The sequence below is a fragment of the Pseudoalteromonas sp. QJM3NY_22 genome, assembly GCF_056173065.1.
This window is the reverse complement of sequence record NZ_CM149655.1, coordinates 2,391,463-2,409,476: the sequence shown is the minus strand read 5'-3', so window position 1 is coordinate 2,409,476 and position 18,014 is coordinate 2,391,463. Positions and strand designations below refer to the sequence as shown.

Below are 18,014 nucleotides of genomic sequence, written 5' to 3'. Positions count from 1 at the left end.
GACTTAATTAACCTGAATCTCGTTTAAGAAATTGAACTAAATGCCTGTTCCGAGATCCGATCTTTCGACCAAAAACGATTGGATAAGCAAGGAACAGGCATGATTAAATTAGTTGAATTATTTTGCGATGTCGATGATTTTTGCAAAGTATTTATACCCCAATGGGAAAAACAATTACTCGAAGATGGCACCCAAAAACGTCAGCGTTCAGGACGTATGACGACCAGTGAAATTATGACTATTGTTATTAGTTTTCATATGTCACATCACCGAGATTTCAAAAATTACTACCTTGGCTATGTATCACTTATGTACAAAAGTGAATTTCCCAACTTGCTCAGTTACACACGATTTTTAGCCGTTATGCCAAGGGTAATTGTGCCGATGTGTGCCTATTTTACTTCACTTAAAGGTAAACCCACAGGCGTTGAATTCATTGACTCCACATGTATTAAAGTGTGCCATAATATTCGTATTCCAAGACACAAAACCTTTGATGGAATAGCCCAGCGTGGCAAAGGAACAATGGGATGGTTTTATGGCTTCAAGCTACATTTAATCGTTAATCACCATGGTGAAATTGTTGCTGCGAAAGTGACAACAGGAAATGTACATGATACTCAACCAGTGCGTGAGTTAGCGAGCTGCCTGACGGATAAATTATATGGTGACAAAGGGTATTTAAGTAAAGCTTTAGAAGCCGATTTACTCGATAAAGGGGTAAAGCTCATTACGACGGTTCGCAAAAATATGAAGGCAAAAGCGATGTCATTATGGGATAGAGCAATGCTTTCAAAACGCTTTATAATCGAAACAATTAATGACCAGCTCAAGAACATATCCTTCATTGAACATTCAAGACATCGGAGTATGAACGGCTTTATGTTGAATTTAGTCGCTGGATTGGTGGCTTATTGCTTGAAAGAAAAGAAGCCACACCTTAATTTAACTGACGTAGAGCTTAACGCATTAGTTATCGCTTAAGCAGAACTCAGGTTAATTAGCTAAACTAATTTATCGTAAAGTTAATTGTTAACAATATTGTAATGACAATAAGCATCCCGTAAATAATCCGTCAACGATTACACGTAATAAACACAATATTTAGGTGCAAAAATGACTAACACACAATTTAAATTAAATGCGATTTGCGCAGCAATGCTGATAACTTCTCCTGTAAGTTATCAGCACAGGAAAACGAGACAACTGTACAAAGTGATGTTGAAGTTATCCAAGTAACAGGTATCAGAAGCGCATTAAGTAAATCTGCTTCAATAAAGCAAGATTCATCAGGCGTCGTAGATGCTATATCAGCAGAGGACATTGGTAAGTTACCTGATACTAACTTAGCTGAATCGCTGCAACGTATTAGTGGTGTATCAATCGACCGTGCAAACAATGAGGGCAACCAAGTTAGTGTTCGGGGTTTTGGTCCTGGCTTTAATTTAGTAACCTTAAATGGTCGTCAAATGCCAAACTCTTCGGTTTTACAAGAAGCGGGAGTTTCTCGCAGCTTTAACTTTAGAGAAATCGCGGCTGAAAGTGTGTCGGGTGTATCAGTTTATAAAACGGGTAAAGCGAATGTAGCCTCAGGCGGTATTGGCGCAACCATTAATATAAATACAGCAAAACCATTTGATTTTGACGGTTTTAAAGCATTTGCAAATGCAAAGGCAATTAAAGACACCAGCTCAGAGAAATCAAACGTAACACCAGAAATTTCGGGAATGGTTAGCCAAACATTCGCTGATGATACGTTTGGTGTTTTACTTTCGCTGTCGCATTCAGAGCGAGAAAGTGGCCGAGAGCGCGTAGGCACATCGCAAGGTTGGGTACGTAACCGAGCAAATGCTGCCGGTGTTGATAGCAGTGCAATTGATACCACAGTTAATCCAACGGGTACTTATTGGGTACCTTGGACGCCAGAAATGGAGCGCTTTGAAACTAAGCGAGAACGCCAAAATGCGCAGTTTGTTTTACAGTATGCTCCTAGTGACAACTTAACGGCTACACTTGATTACACTTTATCGCGCTTTGAAGAAATTAGTAACACAAATAAAATGGCATTTTGGTTCGATAACCCAACAGGCACCGCCGATGAAAATGGCACTTTAGTCGATATTAAAAATGCAAATGATGAGTTGAATTTTTGGGCGTGGGAGCTTTACGAAGAAAAAGAAAACGATTCATTAGGCTTAAATTTAGCGTGGCAAGCAAGCGATTCATTGAAACTTACGTTTGACGCTCATAACTCTACATCACACTCAAACCCAGATGGTGATACAGCTGAAACAATTGCAAATTTAAAGAATGTCCCAGGTTCGGTTAAATCCATCAATGCTAACTTCTCTGGTGATATTCCGAGTATTGGGGTTGATGATTCAACATTGGCGGGTGGGGCTTACAACCCAGCTAATATTGTGTCAGATTTATATCAGCGCCGTGGCTATGAAATGAAAAATACCATTAAGCAGTATCATGCAAGTGGGCAATGGGAGAATTTGAAGAGTGGGGCACTCAGCGCTATAAATTTTGGTGTAATGTATACCGATTATCAAATTGATACTTATCTTTCTGAGCAGTTCTCATTTGTGGATATTCCTCTATACAACCTAGGACTAACCTTTGATGAACAAGGTGACTTTGCTGATGAGTTTTCAGGTTCGGATCAGCTATTTCCATTTATTCCACGTTACAGTGCCAACGATTTTGTAGATATTGTCAGAGATGAAGGATTATTTATTGAGCCAAATATTTCTACAAATGGGGTTGAGGAACAAACGCTCGCGATATATGTATCATTTGATCTTAAAACCGAATTTAATGATATTCCAATTGATATGAATGTCGGTGTGCGCTACGAAGACACCGATGTAACAGGTTATTCAGTCAAGCCTGGGGTTGTTGCTTTTAACTATCGTCATGCTGAAGAGCTTCGCCCTGTATTTGCTGCAACAGCAACACCGCAGGAACTTGAAGGTGGTTATACACGTGTATTACCAAACTTTGATATAAGCGCCGACTTAGATGACGGCTTTAAAACTCGTTTTTCATATAGTCGTACATTAGCTCGTGCAGGTATTGGTGGTATGTTCCCATCAACTACCATTAACGCCCGTCCTGAAGGACCGTTTAATGCATCGCAAGGTAACCCTAACTTATTGCCAATTACGTCAGATAACTTTGATTTTTCAGTTGAGTGGTATGGAGACGACGGAAGCTATGCATCAGTTGGTTACTTTAAAAAGTTTGTTGAAAACTTCATTGGTGCAGGCGTAGTGCAAGGTACGCTAAATGATGTAAATGGCGAGCCGTTACGCGATCCAAGTGTTAACCCCCGCCCTGGTTGTCCTGATAGTTCAGATACACCTAACCCAGCATGTTTAAGCCAAGCGTCAGACCCGATTGTTACATTTGATATTGCAACGCCAGATAATCTTCAAAATCGTGAAGTAGATGGTTGGGAATTAAATGCGCAGTACATGGTGCCTGATACAGGCTTTGGCGTGGTTGCTAATTATACGATAGTGAATAGCGATGAATCGTTTAAACCGTATGATTTTGACCAAACAATTGCACTAGCAGGACTAAGCGATTCAGGTAATTTGGTCGGCTTTTACGAAAACGATGATTACCAAGTACGTTTAGCCTATAACTGGCGCGATGATTTCTTACTGTCTTTGGGAACTGAGCCTACATTTACAGAGGCGTATGGTCAGCTAGATTTTAGTTTCAATTACACCATTAACGACACCTTGGGTGTTAGCTTTGATGCACTTAATTTAACGAATGAAACAACACGCCGCCATGGTCGTTTTGCAGAGCAATTAGTATCTGCTGAGCAATATGGTCCGCGCTTTAGCATTGGCTTAAGTGCTAAATGGTAAGTTAGTTTATTGACAAATAATACAAAACGACAGCTCAGCGCTGTCGTTTTGCTTTTTAACTAACGAGGTTGCTATGAACGATGATATTAAATCAATAGTAATAGTTGGCGGTGGAACTGCAGGATGGCTAAGTGCAGGAATAATTGCGGCGTATTTGCAAAAACATCACAGCAAAAAAATAAATATAACGCTGTTAGAGTCCTCAGATATTCCTACAGTTGGCGTTGGCGAAGGAACTTGGCCTACAATGCGCAGAACCCTTAAAGACATGGGTATTCGTGAAACTGAATTTATAAAAAAATGTAATGTATCGTTTAAGCAAGGTGCTAAATTTGCTAAGTGGGTAACCGGAGAAAATGATGATTACTACTATCACCCGCTTGAGCTACCTACGGGGATGTTTGAAAATAATTTAGCCACCAGCTTAATGCCGATCAGTTAAGAAATATTTGACGATCCATTGACCGATCTTCTGGTTAGTTTATAAAGGCTTCTGAATTTATTCAGGAGCCTTTTATTTTGCAACTCACTACCGCACTTTCTCTTGCCAATAGCTACGCACCCAATTCAGAAGGCTTAGGTCAACTGAGTGATTTTTTATGTCCTGACTTTATCAAACAATGCGCTGAAACCGCTGGTGTCGCGACGATAAGGAAAAGAAGGCTTCCTGTTGAGATGGCCGTTTGGACAGTCATTTGTATGTCGTTTTATCGTGAAGACCCACTGTGGAGTATTGTCAGTAAATTAGGGCTCGCTTTACCAGGTAAAAAAGAACTCGTTGCACCCAGTGCGGTTGTACAGGCTAGGCAGCGGCTTGGGGCTGATGCCGTTAAACAGGTTTTTGAGAAAAGTCAGCAAATGTGGAATGCTGATGCGAACCATCCCACATGGTGCGGGCTATCACTACTGGGTGTTGATGGTGTTATTTGGCGCACACCGGATACTGCTGAAAATCAACATGCATTCTCCGTGTGGAAAAATCAGCATGGTGACACGGCTTTCCCTCAGGTTCGCATGGTGTGTTTGATGGAGTTAACTAGCCATTTATTAATGGGGAGCGCCTTTGATAGTTGTCGTACTAGTGAAATGGTGTTGGCTGAAGACTTAATCGAGGCAACACCCGATAACTCACTGACGTTATTTGATAGAGGCTTCTATTCTCTAGGCTTACTCAATCGTTGGCATCATGCTGGGGGAAATAGGCATTGGCTTCAACCGATGAGAAAAGGCACGCAATATGAAATTGTTCGCTCTTTAGGTCGTCAAGACAAACTTATCAAGCTAAAAGCAACAGCACAAGCGAGAAAAAAGTTCGACGATTTACCACAGAGCATTGAAGTCAGGCTAGTCACGAAAACGGTTAAGGGGAAAGAGGTGAATATACTCACTTCACTGACTGATCCAATGCGTTTCCCTAAGGCTGACATTGTTGACCTCTATAGTGAACGGTGGGAAATTGAACTTGGTTATCGAGAAATGAAACAAACGTTACTGAATAGTCACTTCACGCTACGCAGCAAGAAACCTGAGATGATAGCGCAAGAATTATGGGGCGTAATGTTGAGCTATAACTTGCTCCGATATCAGATGGTGAAAATGGCGCAGAAAAAGTCTGGAATATATGCAAAACACCTGAGTTTTACGACGTGTGCTATTAGTATTATTAACCTTATTCATACAATGTTTATAGAAAATGCAGGACGGATACCTAAATCAATAGAGCAATTACAAGCTCAAGTTGAACATCACATATTACCGATAAAACAGGAGCGGGCGTATCCGAGATGTGTGAAACCAAAACCCAGTAAATACCCCAATAAAAAACGCCAGTCAGCTGTTAACTGACTGGCATTAAGCCACCAGCTGGCTTAATATTAATAACGCACAACCTCCTTTTGCCCAATATGTAAGTGCGCAGCAGTCAATATGCGAAAGTGGATTAGCTCCCAAACAAATCACCACACCCGAATTTAGTGCAATAGCAAATTATGCTTATCACTTGGATGCAGGCTTATTCGCTACATTTTTAAAAAACCACTGCATTGATAATCTTAATGTTAAACACATTGTAGGCACTGTCGTCGGTGTAAACAATTGCACAAATGGCGATATTAAAAGCGTTAGCCTTAATAATAAAATAGAGATAGCTGGGGATCTATTTATCGATTGCAGTGGCTTTAAATCGTTATTACTAGGTGAGAACTTAGGGGTGGGGTTTAAATCTTGTAAAGATATATTATTTGCTGATAGTGCGCTTGCCATACACATGCCATACAAAGATGACGAACCAATATGCTCGCATACTTTATCTACAGCACAAACATCGGGCTGGATTTGGGATATAGGATTACAAACACGCCGTGGAATAGGGCATGTGTACTCTAGTAAACACATTAGTGATGAAGATGCTAAGCAGCAATTATTTGATTACTTAAATATTAATAAAGATCAGCAAAGCGAATACAAAGTTAAAAAGCTTAGTTTCGAACCAGGGCATCGTGAAAAATTTTGGCATAAAAACTGTGTCGCAGTAGGCCTCTCAGCTGGTTTTTTAGAGCCACTGGAAGCCTCCGCTTTATTACTGGTAGAAATATCAGCCAATTTTGTTGCGCAGCAATTTCCGGCCAATAGGCATGTAATGAATATAACCGCGCAGCGTTTTAACCGTACATTTAGCTACCGATGGGAGCGAATAATCGACTTTTTAAAGTTGAATTATATGTTGAGTAAACGAACCGACAGCCCATTTTGGCAAGCGCACTGTCATCAAAATACTATTCCACAAAGCTTAAAAGATAACTTATCACTTTGGGAATTTCATACACCAAGCGATAACCACTTTGATCATTCACAAGAAGTGTTTCCAGCAGCAAGCTATCAATATGTGATGTATGGCATGGGGTTTACAGGCTCAAGCGAACTGTATGGCAACTCAGAAAGTTATTTTAAAAAGGCCATTGCGCTTGTTAATAACAACCAGCAATACACCCAAAAATTACTTAATAAATTACCTACCAATAAAGCATTATTAACGCAAATTAATCAATTTGGTATGCAGCAAATATAGTTAAAACATAAGAGCGACACACTATGACAAACTCAGTATTACTCGATAAAAATACACTTAAGCACACTCGCATTAAAACTGAACGCGGTACACAATACGGCGAAGCAGTAAACTACATTCCGGTTATTGCTGATGAGCTTGCTCAACTTGCATTAGACTACCCAGTCTATTTTATGAAGAACAATCAAACTGGCCAGTTTGAACTATATGCTTTAACTGGCTTTGATGAGGGGCAAAACTTATTTTTACAAAATGATATATGGCATGCCACATACGTACCTTTACACTTACAGCGACAACCATTTAAGTTAGGAATAGGAAATAAACTTACTAACAAGACCGAGCAAACAGATCTCGCTGTTACAATTAACGAACAACACCCAAGAGTAAATATTGATAAGTAAAGCAATAAGACAACATTGGCTGATAGAAAATCAGCAACACTGGATACTGGATGTCGTATTTAAAGAAGATGCCTGTCAAATACATGAGCTATTAAGTGCGCAACATATGGCACTATTTAGACGCGTCGTTAGGAACATGATAAAGCAGCATACGAAAAGCAAGGGGTCAATAAGAAGTAAGTGTGTAAGAGCTTGTTATGATGATGCTTTTAGAGAAGAACTTCTTTTTGGTTAACATTTTTAACAAAGTATGCTCGCGCCCTAGTGGGTTAGTGCAGTCCAAACAGCCTAATATATTATGGATTATTACTGACGACCAGCGACCCGATTCAGTATCAGCTTTTAATCAAGCTATGTATGGGCAAAAGGAGAGTCCTTTAGGGTATGTTGAATCCCCGAATATCGACAAATTAGCCGCTGAAGGCGTGTTATTTACCCATGCTTTTACCAACTCACCGGTTTGTGGTCCGTCGCGAGGTTCAATGCATTCAGGACGATACCCGTTTCGAAATGGCCATTATGCTTTTGAGTTAACGCATCAAAACCCTGATTTTGTGAAACCGACTGTTTCTGAGGTGATGAGAAGCAATGGTTATACTACTTCTACTTTTGGTAAAGAAGACCATTATATTTATAAATGGGGTCCCGGGCAGGGCTTTCACAATGCTCAGTTATTTGATGTAAAAGTACACTTTAAAAATGATTTACAGAAAAATGGCCTAGGCGATTTATTTACTAAAGCGCAATATGATGAAAATTATAATGTAATTGGTACTACTGAAAACGTACTTTATCCCGATGGTACACAACGTAAATACTATTTAAAACGAAATAATGCAGAATTGACCACTGAAGATATTGCGCAAAAAAAGCTTACGGATAAAGAGTTTGATATTTTACGTGCTTATACTCGCGGTAATACTGATCTAATCCTTGGGGGGGAAAACCCCAAACCAGCTGGTGAAACAATAGATGCCTACATAGTTAAAGAGTTCCAACATTATTTGCAAAATGCAAATACAGAGTATTCATCTTTATGGGGTAAAAAATGCAAGGAGCTAATAGCGCTGTGCCGCAGTTTTTACATTTAGGTTTTCATTTACCTCACACCCCAGTACTACCGCCCAAGTCATTTCGTGACAGGTTTAAAAACAAACAATATAAAGTACCAAGCTTTAATGAGTCAGAGTTAAAAAAACTACCTAAACAATTATGTAACTATTCAGCCACATTTTCAATAAATATATCAGGTAACTGATTTTTGAAGAGTAATTCAAGGGCTAGGCTTGCTGATACATGCTGTTTTCTGCAAGTCGAGAGGTAGCTTCTGATTAAACAAAACATCTCTGCACCTTGCATGCTTCTGAAGCACCCAGATATCTTTTGATGAACCTTGGTCATCCTAATATCATTCTCACCTTGGTTGTTGCTAAAAGGCACCGCTGTTTCCGTCATGAACCGTAAGACATCATCTTGATAATCTCTTAACCGCTCTAACAACGCTCTAGACTTTGTTCGTTTCAATCTGCCTCGCTGGCCTTTTACTCGGCTGTTTCTATCCGGTGGAGGGCATTTAATGTCACCTTGAGCCAATATTTGTTGATATTTCTCTATATAGTGAGCTTTTGTGTCTGCATCTAGCTCGGGGTTATCTATTTGATGTTTATTGATTTCAGTCAGTAGGGTTTGCAAATCCTTTGCCCATTGCATACCGTCTTGCTCCCATGCCCTTTCTAACTCTCGGATATGATGTGCATTACACAAGGCATGTTGGCACTGTGTATATTGATAATACGGTTTCCAGTGGTCGTGGCATAGTACCCCAGTAAAGTGAGGTAAAATATCGGCGTCATCCATCGCTATTTTCCCTCTTTTCTCATGCGGGTAAAAATACGTCCACCACGTCGTTGATGCACCATGAAGCCATCGTCGTTTACCACCTATATTAATCCCCGTTTCATCAACGTGTAAGGCTTGATAAGTCGTTTTCAGGGCTTTCTTGAGCGCGGCTTCTGCGCCGGAGGACTTTACCAAGGCCGCTGCTTGTTCATTAAAGTTAAATAAACTACCCGCACTGATTGGAATACCGAGTTGATCACAAAAATATTCTTCAATGCGGTTGTAAGGGAGTAATTGATATTGGGATAGGTAAACTGCATGGGCTTTTACACCAACCCCATATTGAATAGGACTGTTAACGTCTTCTGGAAATTCACCAATAAAACGCTTACCTTGCTCATTTTCCAGAATTTGTGCTTGGTATTCAGTGACCACTTTCCTGATATCTATATCGACAACCTGTCGTTTTTGAAAGCCAATTTCACGGTAGTGACCTTTCGGTAAAAAATCACGTTCAACTAGGATGATTTTGATCTCATCAGGCGTCTGTGTTTGGGTTAGTGTTTTACCTGCACGGCCTTTTTGACCACCCGCTGACTTGGCTGATTTCTCTTTGTTTTGTTTTTTTCGGTTGATGTCTTTTGATGGCGGGATACTGCTATTGTTACTGTTAAGTCCTAATTTACTTGCTAACATAACAACGACAACCAGAATGAGTTCAATAGACATCTTCAGCGCAGGCGTGAGAGTTTTACCTTCTTGTAATTGAGCTTTGGTTTTCTCAACGATTTCGTCGATGTTGATGCTGTTTAAATTCATTGAAGCTAGGGCTATTAGGTCATAGCCCTAGCTTGGCATACTGGCGGGATCGGTCAATAGTTAAAAAAGATCCTTTGAAAATAATTTACCATGGTGAATAGTTACACAATTATTAGGTATTTACGAAACTTCAAAAATGAAAGGTATGACAGACGCAGAAATTCAGCAAGCGATTTAAGATTATTATGCTTTTTGTGCGTATGGCGACTTTTTAATTGGTGAAGCGGTAGAGACCTTTAAGCAATACAGTAAAAAGAATCATCAAGAATATGTGATAATTTTTACAGTTGGAGATCATAGCTGGCACCTTGGTGAGCAAAATTTGGCCCTTGGCAACAATCTGTGGGTAATGCGGCCATTGTCGTTGCTTCTGATAAGTCACTACTTCCTGCTAATAAAATTAATTCGGATTTAGTTGAGTTTGTTGACTTTGCACCAACAATTATGGCTGCCGGTGGAGTAGATGCAAGTGAGCCACAATATTCATATTTAGACGGTGTTAGTTTGTTTGATGTTTATAATAAATCTGTACCAAAGCGTGAGTATATATTGGGAGAAATTAACGTTATTGTAGGCCCAAGAGCGTATTTACACAGCAAACGATTTCGTTTTTCTATGCGAACTCGACCATTTAGTAATATTAACTTGAAACCAAGTCAACTTGGGAAAGATTTAAAATGGGCACTCACTGCACCAGCTGAAAAAGTTGAGATGGCTTTGTATGATTTAGACAAAGACCCAAAAGAACAAAATAATGTGGCCTACGACAAGCAATATGCTGGGCTTGTCAACTGGTTTAGGAATAAGTTAGGTAATATTGTGTTAGGGGATAATCGCGTTGAAGTTGATTGGAGTAAGGCTAATAGTTACCACTTAAGTAATTTTGCTGTTGGGGCTGATGATAAAAAATTAAATATTCCTAGACAGCTTATTCCTCGCTAAATAAGCAACTTTCTGTGCCAGAGAAAATGGTGTGAGGCGTTTAAAAGCCTCACATTCACGCAGCGTCTCTTAACCTCTTTTGTGAATAATTCAGTAAACTTTTTGTATAAAGAGCAGGGAGTGAGAAGTAAATGAAGGAAGCTTAGTGCTTAGTATTGGCATGCTAAAATAATCGATAGTCTAAAACGAGTATTATTAAGTGATGGAATCAAAATAGCAACTCAGTGATGGTTGAAGCATCAATAATTTGGCTAAATTAACTAGATTCTATTTATTATGCTATTTAGTAGTTTGAGTAGCGTTCTATAGGCCTTGTTTTAAAAGGAGTGGATAAGTGGTTCAATTTTAGCTCATTAAAATCACTCTAATCGTTTAACAGGATAAAAAATGAATAAATCACTTACGGCTATACTTTTAATTGCTTTCTCACTCTTGCTCTATTCACAATTTAAAGAGTTAGCATATAAATTTGGATTTGCGGAACTGAAGCTGGTTGCTGTGTTAGAAAACTCAGACAAAATGAAGTTAAGTGTGATGCCTACTCACTTGGTTTTTTTGATGAAATAAAACTTCAAAATAAATATCAAAAATGTATTGATGTGTATCAAGCCCAAGGTTATGAACTCATCAGTAGAAGTTATAAGGAATAGGTATTAACACTGGACTATCAGTAAAAAGGTGGCCCTTTTATTATCTTCTTAAACTTAACACACCTACCTTTATATAAGGGCAAAATGGGGTCGCACTTTGTCTTTTGCCATTTTCTCATTTGTATTGCAGGCCGTGTAATAAGATAAGCGGAGATGCATTGAAAGTAGACCCGTCAGTCTGACACAGCTTTACTATTTATTTTTAAAACGCCAGCTCTTAAGCGTAGCGCCTCATAATCTCTTTGTGAATAATAACTCAAAGGGGCTTCCGTTGGCTTTAAAACTGCAAAAGCCGCTTTGCAGCGGCTATGATTCAGCATAAAATTTATTTCATTACTTAATATTATGTTTTACAGCCTTAACTGCTGCTGTGCTATCTTGTGCTTTTAGTGCTTCTAAAATAGCACGGTGCTCGTTTACACATTCAGAACTTGAAGTAATTCGCTTATAGTTTAAGCGCATACGCATTACGTACGGGTACCAAATATTAACAAGTTCTTCGCCACCAGCTTGGTATATTAAATACTGATGAAACGAAATATCAATTTTAGTTACTTCGGTATAATCTTCTCTATCTAGAGCGTCTTCTAAAGACGCTAAAATACTCTCAAGTTCAGCAATGTTTTGATCAGTTAAATTACCGTTTAACTCAGTTATTGCATACTCTTCTATGCTGCGACGAAGTTTAATCATTAAACGTTGTAGCTTAGGCTCTAGTACGCTGTTGACTGATGCGCCGCAATTATTTCGCGAAATCAACAGACCTTCTTTTGTTAATTGCAAAATTACATCTCGAATTGGACCTCTAGAGAGACCAAAGCGCTCTGCCAGCTCTTTTTCATTTAACTTAGTTTGTGGTGGCATTTCACCAGAGATTATATCTGAACGTAATTGTTCAGCGATTTGATCTTTTACAGACAAAATTTTTGTTGCTCTGTTACCAGCCATATTTATTCCTAGATTTAATTTATTTTATGTGACCTTAGCTACGGTTAAAAAATAGTCGTTATTCGAGTTAAGATCATGTACTTACCTCAGTGTATATAAAAAAAAAGGAATGGTCTATTGTTAACACATTACAACAGGCCAATAAATGTACAATTAAATGATGAATGTGCAATTATTTTTTAAATCGTCGCTCATACATAGACTCATTCATCGCTTTAGCGGCTTCAATCATTTCAATGTAAGGTCTATCAGTGACACTTATAAAGCCTACGTTATAATTTTCGCCATCGTAAGCTCTGCCTGTAATCGGAGAATCTATATACTGAAACCAATGAGCACCTATAAAGTAGGGGTTGTCGATCACTGAGTTCATATAATCGGTATACATATTTGCTCTGTCTTGTTGATTAGCAGCATGTATTAACCCAGGATGAAATAATCCTGAATCAGATGAACCAACATGAAACTCACCAATTATAGCGGGTTTGTCAAATTGTGATAAAAACGCCCACTTGTCATCCCTTAGACCTTCTTTGTATGCGTTAAAACTTATTACATCAACATATTTAGCCGAGGCTTTAACAACTTCTATAGGCATGCCCCAATCAGGAAAACGCGCACCTAAATACATATGATTTGGTAGGTATTTATCCATAGCGGCATTTACCACACTAAAGTACTTATCAGCATAGGCGGTGAGTAATATAGAAAAATCGACAAGCTGCTCTTCATTTTTTATATCAACCGTTACACCTTTGTCAAACTCAACCCATGAGGCTAAGTTTAAGTGCCATACCTTATTAAGTTTAGCGACATCAGTATATTTTTCTTTCATTAAGCGAGAAAATTCAGCTTTAGTAGGCACTGTTTTAGCATCACGGCCTAATGTGTTTATTACAATACCATAATGGCTTTTTACAGAATCAGGGCGGCCAAAGCTTTTTTCGTTATCAATGAATACACCTACTGCCCAAGGTGAATTTTTAACTTCTTTTGCAACAACACTAACGGTTTCGTTAGCACGCACTGTAAATTCAGGGTCGAATACATCTGGCATGGCTCCCCAAAAATCGTTGCCGCTTGATACGGTTTTAAAATCACCTATAATCCAACCATTGGCAAAATAGGGCACTTTTTGATTATCGTAGTAGCTTGGATCTGTCCAGTTGCCTAATGAACTAAAGCCCCATGTAATCATTCTATCGAGGGTAACTTCTCGCCATTTTTGCATGTAATCTGCATTATTTTGACCATATTTGCGTTCTAAATTAGCAGCGTAGAAGCTATATGTTTCACCGTGTTCTAACGGACCCGAATGCGCACTTTTACGATAGCCAAAATGTTTACCGAGTGGATCGCTATAATCAGGTAGCCATTCAAATAAATTTTTACGCACTTGTGACGCTACAAAGCGGCTTTTAAGCGCTTCTTTATTTACTTGGTTTAAACCTTTTGAATCCTCAGGTGTTACACCTGCATCAGCTGGTTTAGCTAACAACGCTTGATCAAAATCGTAACCCGTCAGTGTTGTTAGGGCGCGAGCATACTTTGTTAAAAATGTTAACCAAAAAGAAGTTCTTCTCTAAAAGCATCATCATAACAAGCTCTTACACACTTACTTCTTATTGACCCCTTGCTTTTCGTATGCTGCTTTATCATGTTCCTAACGACGCGTCTAAATAGTGCCATATGTTGCGCACTTAATGGCTCATGTATTTGACAGGCATCTTCTTTAAATACGACATCCAGTATCCAGTGTTGCTGATTTTCTATCAGCCAATGTTGTCTTATTGTTTTACTTATCAATATATTGTCTGTCAACGATGTTAGGTAGTAATGTGTGTCAATACTCGTTCTATTACCCTTCGTTCGCTCTCGCTGCACCGCAACGATTGTTCTAACTGATGGCCAGCTCTCTTTAATTTCACTCGGTAATAAACGCGCATCAAGACAATCTATCGTGCGTACTTCTTTTCGCCCATGCCCTTCATCTTGTGTTACATGACTAAGTATCTCTGAGTTTTCAGATTCATACTGGTGTGTAAATGCATCTTGAATCGCGCTATAAAGTTTCTTTTGATTACCCTTTGCTTGCACTAGATAATCTGCATGTCTGCTAATTAGCTGTTTTAGCGTTTCTTTTTGGCAGTGCAAAGCATCAAGTGTAATGACGGTGTTATTGATATCGAGTATTTTCAATAAATCCCGAACTGCCGGTATTTCATTCGTCTTACTGCCAACTGTTTGGTGGAATAATGTGAGACCTGCTTCACAATCAAATGCTGAGACGAGATGTAATTTATCAGCAATGTGTTTACTTGCTCCGCGAATAGTTTTGCCATCGAAGGCAATGACAGGATGCGCTGACTTAACGCGGTTTTGATTGACCCAGCTATACATCGCGAGTAGTAATGAGTCAGTATCAACGGTTCTAAAAATCCGAGCAATACTATGTCGAGTGGGTATGCCATTTTTGAAAGAACGAAATCCTCTTAACCAATTAAGCTTACTTTCGCCATAGACTTCAATGTCTTGCCAGTTTTCACACCCTGATGTAACGGCAGTAATAATAAGAAAAAGCACATCAACTAAGTTATGGTGCTGATTTATATGTGAACGATTATCTTTGACGAGTTCTAAATGTGAGAAGAGTGACATAATAAGTTTAAGGTGATGAAATTTATGGTATTAGATCATAAAATTTGTTTATTTACAAAGTGTGATCCCGCCCTGTCAGTGTTGTTGAGTTTGCAAGACGAATAATATCAATGCCAGTTGCAAGATATAAATAGCCATCAGGGTCAACTAATGACCATTTATCATTGTATTTAGCCGTTCTAAAATAACCAGTCGCTTCTAATTTTGGACCTTCTGCCCAGCCACCAAAGCGTGAGCGATTAGTAGGGCGTTTAGAAAGCAACTGTGTTGCTTCTTGTTTTTTGTCGCTCAATAGCTCGGCTTCTGAATGTACTTTCCCTGCAAATTCTTGTTTTGCATTTTGGCCAAATTCATCAACAATTTTGGTTAAAAAAGCGGTATTAAATTGAGGGTTTTTACGAAGTGAAATAGATTTTATTTGTAGTTCTTTGTCGTGCAGATTGTTTTGCACGCTAATGGATATTTTATTTATACCTTTTAAGTTGAGATTTTTTTTACCCCACATAGAAATAAACTGTACCTCATCAGACTCCCACGTATCGGGATTAGAACGCAGACCTGAAGTAAAGTTTAGTTCTACATTTTCTTCGCCATCAGGGGTTGCAAGGTCGTGGCCGTCAAGTTTGGCATAGTAAGTGTTATAGCCTCCCACTGGTACATTTACACTACGTGTGTAGTTAGCGCCGTCTATATCAGAAATGTCTAAGTAAATCTGTACAGAATGCTTACCCGGGTTAGCTAATTCAAAAGCAATGTTAAAGTCGCTAAATTCGCTCCAATCCCATGGCTCATCAGATGAAAAAACAATATTAGCGTACAGATTATTTTTTGACTTAAATGTCACATCTAATACAGAGTTTTTTTCTTCGATAGTTGCTGCGTTACTTTTATAGTGAACAGGGGCTATCTGTGAGTGTGCAGCATCAGCAAATAAATACATTAATGTATCTGCTGATTTTATCTGCGTAAGCTCGTTTGTGGGCTTTTCAATCTTAACTTCTTCTTGATTACAGGCACTTAGCGCAAGCAAGAGCGATGTGAGTAGTATGTTCTTTTTATATGTCATGCTGTTTAACCTTTAATTACAATTTAACATACCATACATTAAAAAAACAAATTTGAAAATTGTTAACAATGTGCAATTTTTGCTTTTTAGGATGAACAATAAACAGTATGGCAGTAGTTTATTGCTCGATTACGCAAAACGTGAGATGGAATTAAATGAACGCGTAGTATGTGTAAACGATGATTGGCTTGTGGTTGTTCCTTATTGGGCTGCATGGCCATTTGAAACACTGCTATTACCTCAGTTTGCGGTTACTCAAATGATAGAGCTGACAGACGCTCAACAAAGTACTCTAGCTGAAATTATTAAAAATATAACGACTCGTTACGATAACTTATTTCAGTGTTCATTTCCGTATTCTATGGGCTGGCATGGTGCGCCTTATGATGGTCAAAGCCACTTATTTTGGCAATTACATGCGCAGTTTTTACCGCCATTACTACGATCAGGCAGTGTTAAAAAATTTATGGTTGGCTACGAAATGATGGCCGAAGCACAGCGTGATATAACACCCGAGCAAGCTGCCACTATTTTGAAGAAACAATCACTAACGCATTATAAAGAGAACACTAAATGAATGTTGAACAAAGCGCACGGTTAGCTTTTTTAAACCACTTTGGACGCGATGCCGACTTTATTGTCAAAGCCCCTGGGCGTGTTAATTTAATTGGTGAGCACACCGATTACAATGACGGTTTTGTACTGCCTTGTGCCATTGAATACGCTACTTACATTGCAGTGTCACCTCGAACTGACGATGTAGTAAATGTACTTGCACTTGATTGCGATAACCAAACCGACAACTTTTTAGTAAATAAACCGCTTAATAGCCACAGTACGCAAACGTGGAGTAATTATGTTCGCGGCGTAGTTGATGAACTGCAAAAACGAAATCATCAACTCAGTGGCTGCGACATATGCATCACAGGTAATGTCCCGCAAGGAGCTGGTCTTAGCTCATCGGCTGCACTTGAGGTAGGTATTGCTTATGCATTTAATCACTTATGCGAACTGTTTATTGAGCGAAAAGACATAGCCAAAATTGCACAAGCAGCCGAAAACAATTTTGTGGGCTGCAACTGTGGAATTATGGATCAGCTTATATCGGCGTGTGGTCAGCAAGGACAAGCATTGGGTATAGATTGCCGCTCACTTGATTTAATTGAAGTGAGTATTGACCCAAAGATGACCATTTTAATTGTTAACTCAAACGTTAAACGTGGCTTGCTAGATAGTGAATATAATTTACGCCGAGAACAATGTTATGCAGGAGCAGAAGCCTTGTCTAAACCGAGCTTGCGGGAAGTAAGTATTGGTGAGTACGAAAGTAAAAAGCATACCCTTGACCCAAGTGTAGCTAAACGTGTTGAGCATATAGTGTATGAAAATGCGCGAACATTAGAAGCTATGCAAGCTTTTACTAATAACGATATAACCAAACTAAGCACACTAATGGCACAAAGCCATGCCTCTATGCGTGATTTGTCCGAAATAACCACCTCCCAAATCGACACTCTTGTGAATATTATCGCAAAAGTAATTAACGAACACGGCGGCGTAAGAATGACGGGCGGTGGCTTTGGTGGTTGTGTAGTGGCGTTTGTTCCTAATTTTTTGGTAGAGAATGTAATTAGTGCTATTGAAACGCAGTACGAGCAACAAACAGGATTAAAAGAAACGATTTACACAAGCGTACCTTCAGCTGGTGTATCACTTATCAGAGCATAAGGACAA

12 protein-coding genes and 5 pseudogenes are annotated in these 18,014 nt (G+C 39.0%); 12 read left to right on the top strand and 5 right to left on the bottom strand.

Annotated features, from left to right (window positions below):
• Positions 1-99 precede the first annotated feature (99 nt).
• The 8 genes and pseudogenes from AC0VZ4_RS10900 (at position 100) to AC0VZ4_RS10865 (ending at position 8,449) form a co-directional block, all read left to right on the top strand.
• Positions 100-984 (top strand): IS982 family transposase, encoded by an 885-nt coding sequence (locus AC0VZ4_RS10900; RefSeq protein ID WP_475441595.1) that lies wholly within the window; start codon positions 100-102, stop codon positions 982-984.
• 132 nt (positions 985-1,116) lie between these two features.
• Positions 1,117-3,887: pseudogene (locus AC0VZ4_RS10895) on the top strand (TonB-dependent receptor).
• A gap of 73 nt (positions 3,888-3,960) precedes the next feature.
• Positions 3,961-4,317, top strand: a pseudogene (locus tag AC0VZ4_RS10890) (tryptophan 7-halogenase); the annotation flags it as partial.
• Positions 4,318-4,406: 89 nt separating this feature from the next.
• Positions 4,407-5,732: an IS4 family transposase gene (locus tag AC0VZ4_RS10885; protein ID WP_475439677.1), complete on the top strand. Its 1,326-nt coding sequence runs from the start codon at positions 4,407-4,409 to the stop codon at positions 5,730-5,732.
• 28 nt (positions 5,733-5,760) lie between these two features.
• On the top strand, positions 5,761-6,954 hold the full coding sequence (locus AC0VZ4_RS10880) for a tryptophan 7-halogenase (RefSeq protein ID WP_475441642.1): 1,194 nt from the start codon (positions 5,761-5,763) through the stop codon (positions 6,952-6,954).
• 23 nt (positions 6,955-6,977) lie between these two features.
• Entirely contained in the window at positions 6,978-7,358 is a 381-nt protein-coding gene (locus tag AC0VZ4_RS10875; RefSeq protein ID WP_475439676.1) for a SapC family protein, read from the top strand.
• A pseudogene (locus tag AC0VZ4_RS10870) lies at positions 7,345-7,593 on the top strand (transposase); the annotation flags it as partial. The gene AC0VZ4_RS10875 and the pseudogene AC0VZ4_RS10870, both read left to right, overlap by 14 nt.
• 37 nt (positions 7,594-7,630) lie before the next feature.
• Positions 7,631-8,449: a sulfatase-like hydrolase/transferase gene (locus tag AC0VZ4_RS10865; RefSeq protein WP_475439675.1), complete on the top strand. Its 819-nt coding sequence runs from the start codon at positions 7,631-7,633 to the stop codon at positions 8,447-8,449.
• Positions 8,450-8,576: 127 nt separating this feature from the next.
• On the opposite strand, the gene tnpC is transcribed toward AC0VZ4_RS10865, so the two are convergent.
• Positions 8,577-10,016, bottom strand: coding sequence for an IS66 family transposase (gene tnpC, locus AC0VZ4_RS10860; protein WP_475439674.1), 1,440 nt, complete (start codon positions 10,014-10,016; stop codon positions 8,577-8,579).
• A gap of 342 nt (positions 10,017-10,358) precedes the next feature.
• Between tnpC and AC0VZ4_RS10855 the strand changes: the two genes are divergently transcribed.
• Positions 10,359-10,958, top strand: coding sequence for a hypothetical protein (locus AC0VZ4_RS10855; RefSeq protein ID WP_475439673.1), 600 nt, complete (start codon positions 10,359-10,361; stop codon positions 10,956-10,958).
• Between the two features lie 387 nt (positions 10,959-11,345).
• The gene (locus AC0VZ4_RS10850; RefSeq protein WP_007376635.1) at positions 11,346-11,525 is read left to right on the top strand and encodes a hypothetical protein; all 180 of its coding nucleotides are present in this window, start codon (positions 11,346-11,348) and stop codon (positions 11,523-11,525) included.
• A 416-nt stretch (positions 11,526-11,941) separates the two neighbouring features.
• Here AC0VZ4_RS10850 and AC0VZ4_RS10845 read toward each other — a convergent pair whose 3' ends face one another.
• The 4 genes and pseudogenes from AC0VZ4_RS10845 to AC0VZ4_RS10830 form a co-directional block, all read right to left on the bottom strand.
• Positions 11,942-12,556, bottom strand: coding sequence for a GntR family transcriptional regulator (locus AC0VZ4_RS10845; protein ID WP_007376633.1), 615 nt, complete (start codon positions 12,554-12,556; stop codon positions 11,942-11,944).
• 172 nt (positions 12,557-12,728) lie between these two features.
• Positions 12,729-14,087: pseudogene (locus AC0VZ4_RS10840) on the bottom strand (agarase); the annotation flags it as partial.
• Positions 14,088-14,116: 29 nt separating this feature from the next.
• Positions 14,117-15,214, bottom strand: a complete 1,098-nt coding sequence (locus AC0VZ4_RS10835; protein ID WP_475439672.1) for an ISAs1-like element ISPsesp1 family transposase — start codon at positions 15,212-15,214, stop codon at positions 14,117-14,119.
• A 52-nt stretch (positions 15,215-15,266) separates the two neighbouring features.
• Entirely contained in the window at positions 15,267-16,280 is a 1,014-nt protein-coding gene (locus tag AC0VZ4_RS10830; RefSeq protein ID WP_475439671.1) for a hypothetical protein, read from the bottom strand.
• A gap of 100 nt (positions 16,281-16,380) precedes the next feature.
• Here AC0VZ4_RS10830 and galT point away from each other — a divergent pair.
• Positions 16,381-16,857: pseudogene (gene galT / locus AC0VZ4_RS10825) on the top strand (galactose-1-phosphate uridylyltransferase); the annotation flags it as partial.
• Complete coding sequence (gene galK, locus AC0VZ4_RS10820; protein ID WP_475439670.1) at positions 16,854-18,008, top strand: galactokinase; 1,155 nt, start codon at positions 16,854-16,856, stop codon at positions 18,006-18,008. The pseudogene galT and the gene galK, both read left to right, overlap by 4 nt.
• The last annotated feature ends 6 nt before the right edge of the window (positions 18,009-18,014 follow it).

Bases quoted from the DNA above. Each gene is read 5' to 3' on its own strand.
- AC0VZ4_RS10900 (WP_475441595.1), top strand. From the start codon at position 100: ATGATTAAATTAGTTGAATTATTTTGCGATGTCGATGATTTTTGCAAA.
- AC0VZ4_RS10835 (WP_475439672.1), bottom strand. From the start codon at position 15,214: ATGTCACTCTTCTCACATTTAGAACTCGTCAAAGATAATCGTTCACAT.
- AC0VZ4_RS10875 (WP_475439676.1), top strand. From the start codon at position 6,978: ATGACAAACTCAGTATTACTCGATAAAAATACACTTAAGCACACTCGC.
- tnpC (WP_475439674.1), bottom strand. From the start codon at position 10,016: ATGAATTTAAACAGCATCAACATCGACGAAATCGTTGAGAAAACCAAA.
- galK (WP_475439670.1), top strand. From the start codon at position 16,854: ATGAATGTTGAACAAAGCGCACGGTTAGCTTTTTTAAACCACTTTGGA.
- AC0VZ4_RS10850 (WP_007376635.1), top strand. From the start codon at position 11,346: ATGAATAAATCACTTACGGCTATACTTTTAATTGCTTTCTCACTCTTG.
- AC0VZ4_RS10830 (WP_475439671.1), bottom strand. From the start codon at position 16,280: ATGACATATAAAAAGAACATACTACTCACATCGCTCTTGCTTGCGCTA.
- AC0VZ4_RS10845 (WP_007376633.1), bottom strand. From the start codon at position 12,556: ATGGCTGGTAACAGAGCAACAAAAATTTTGTCTGTAAAAGATCAAATC.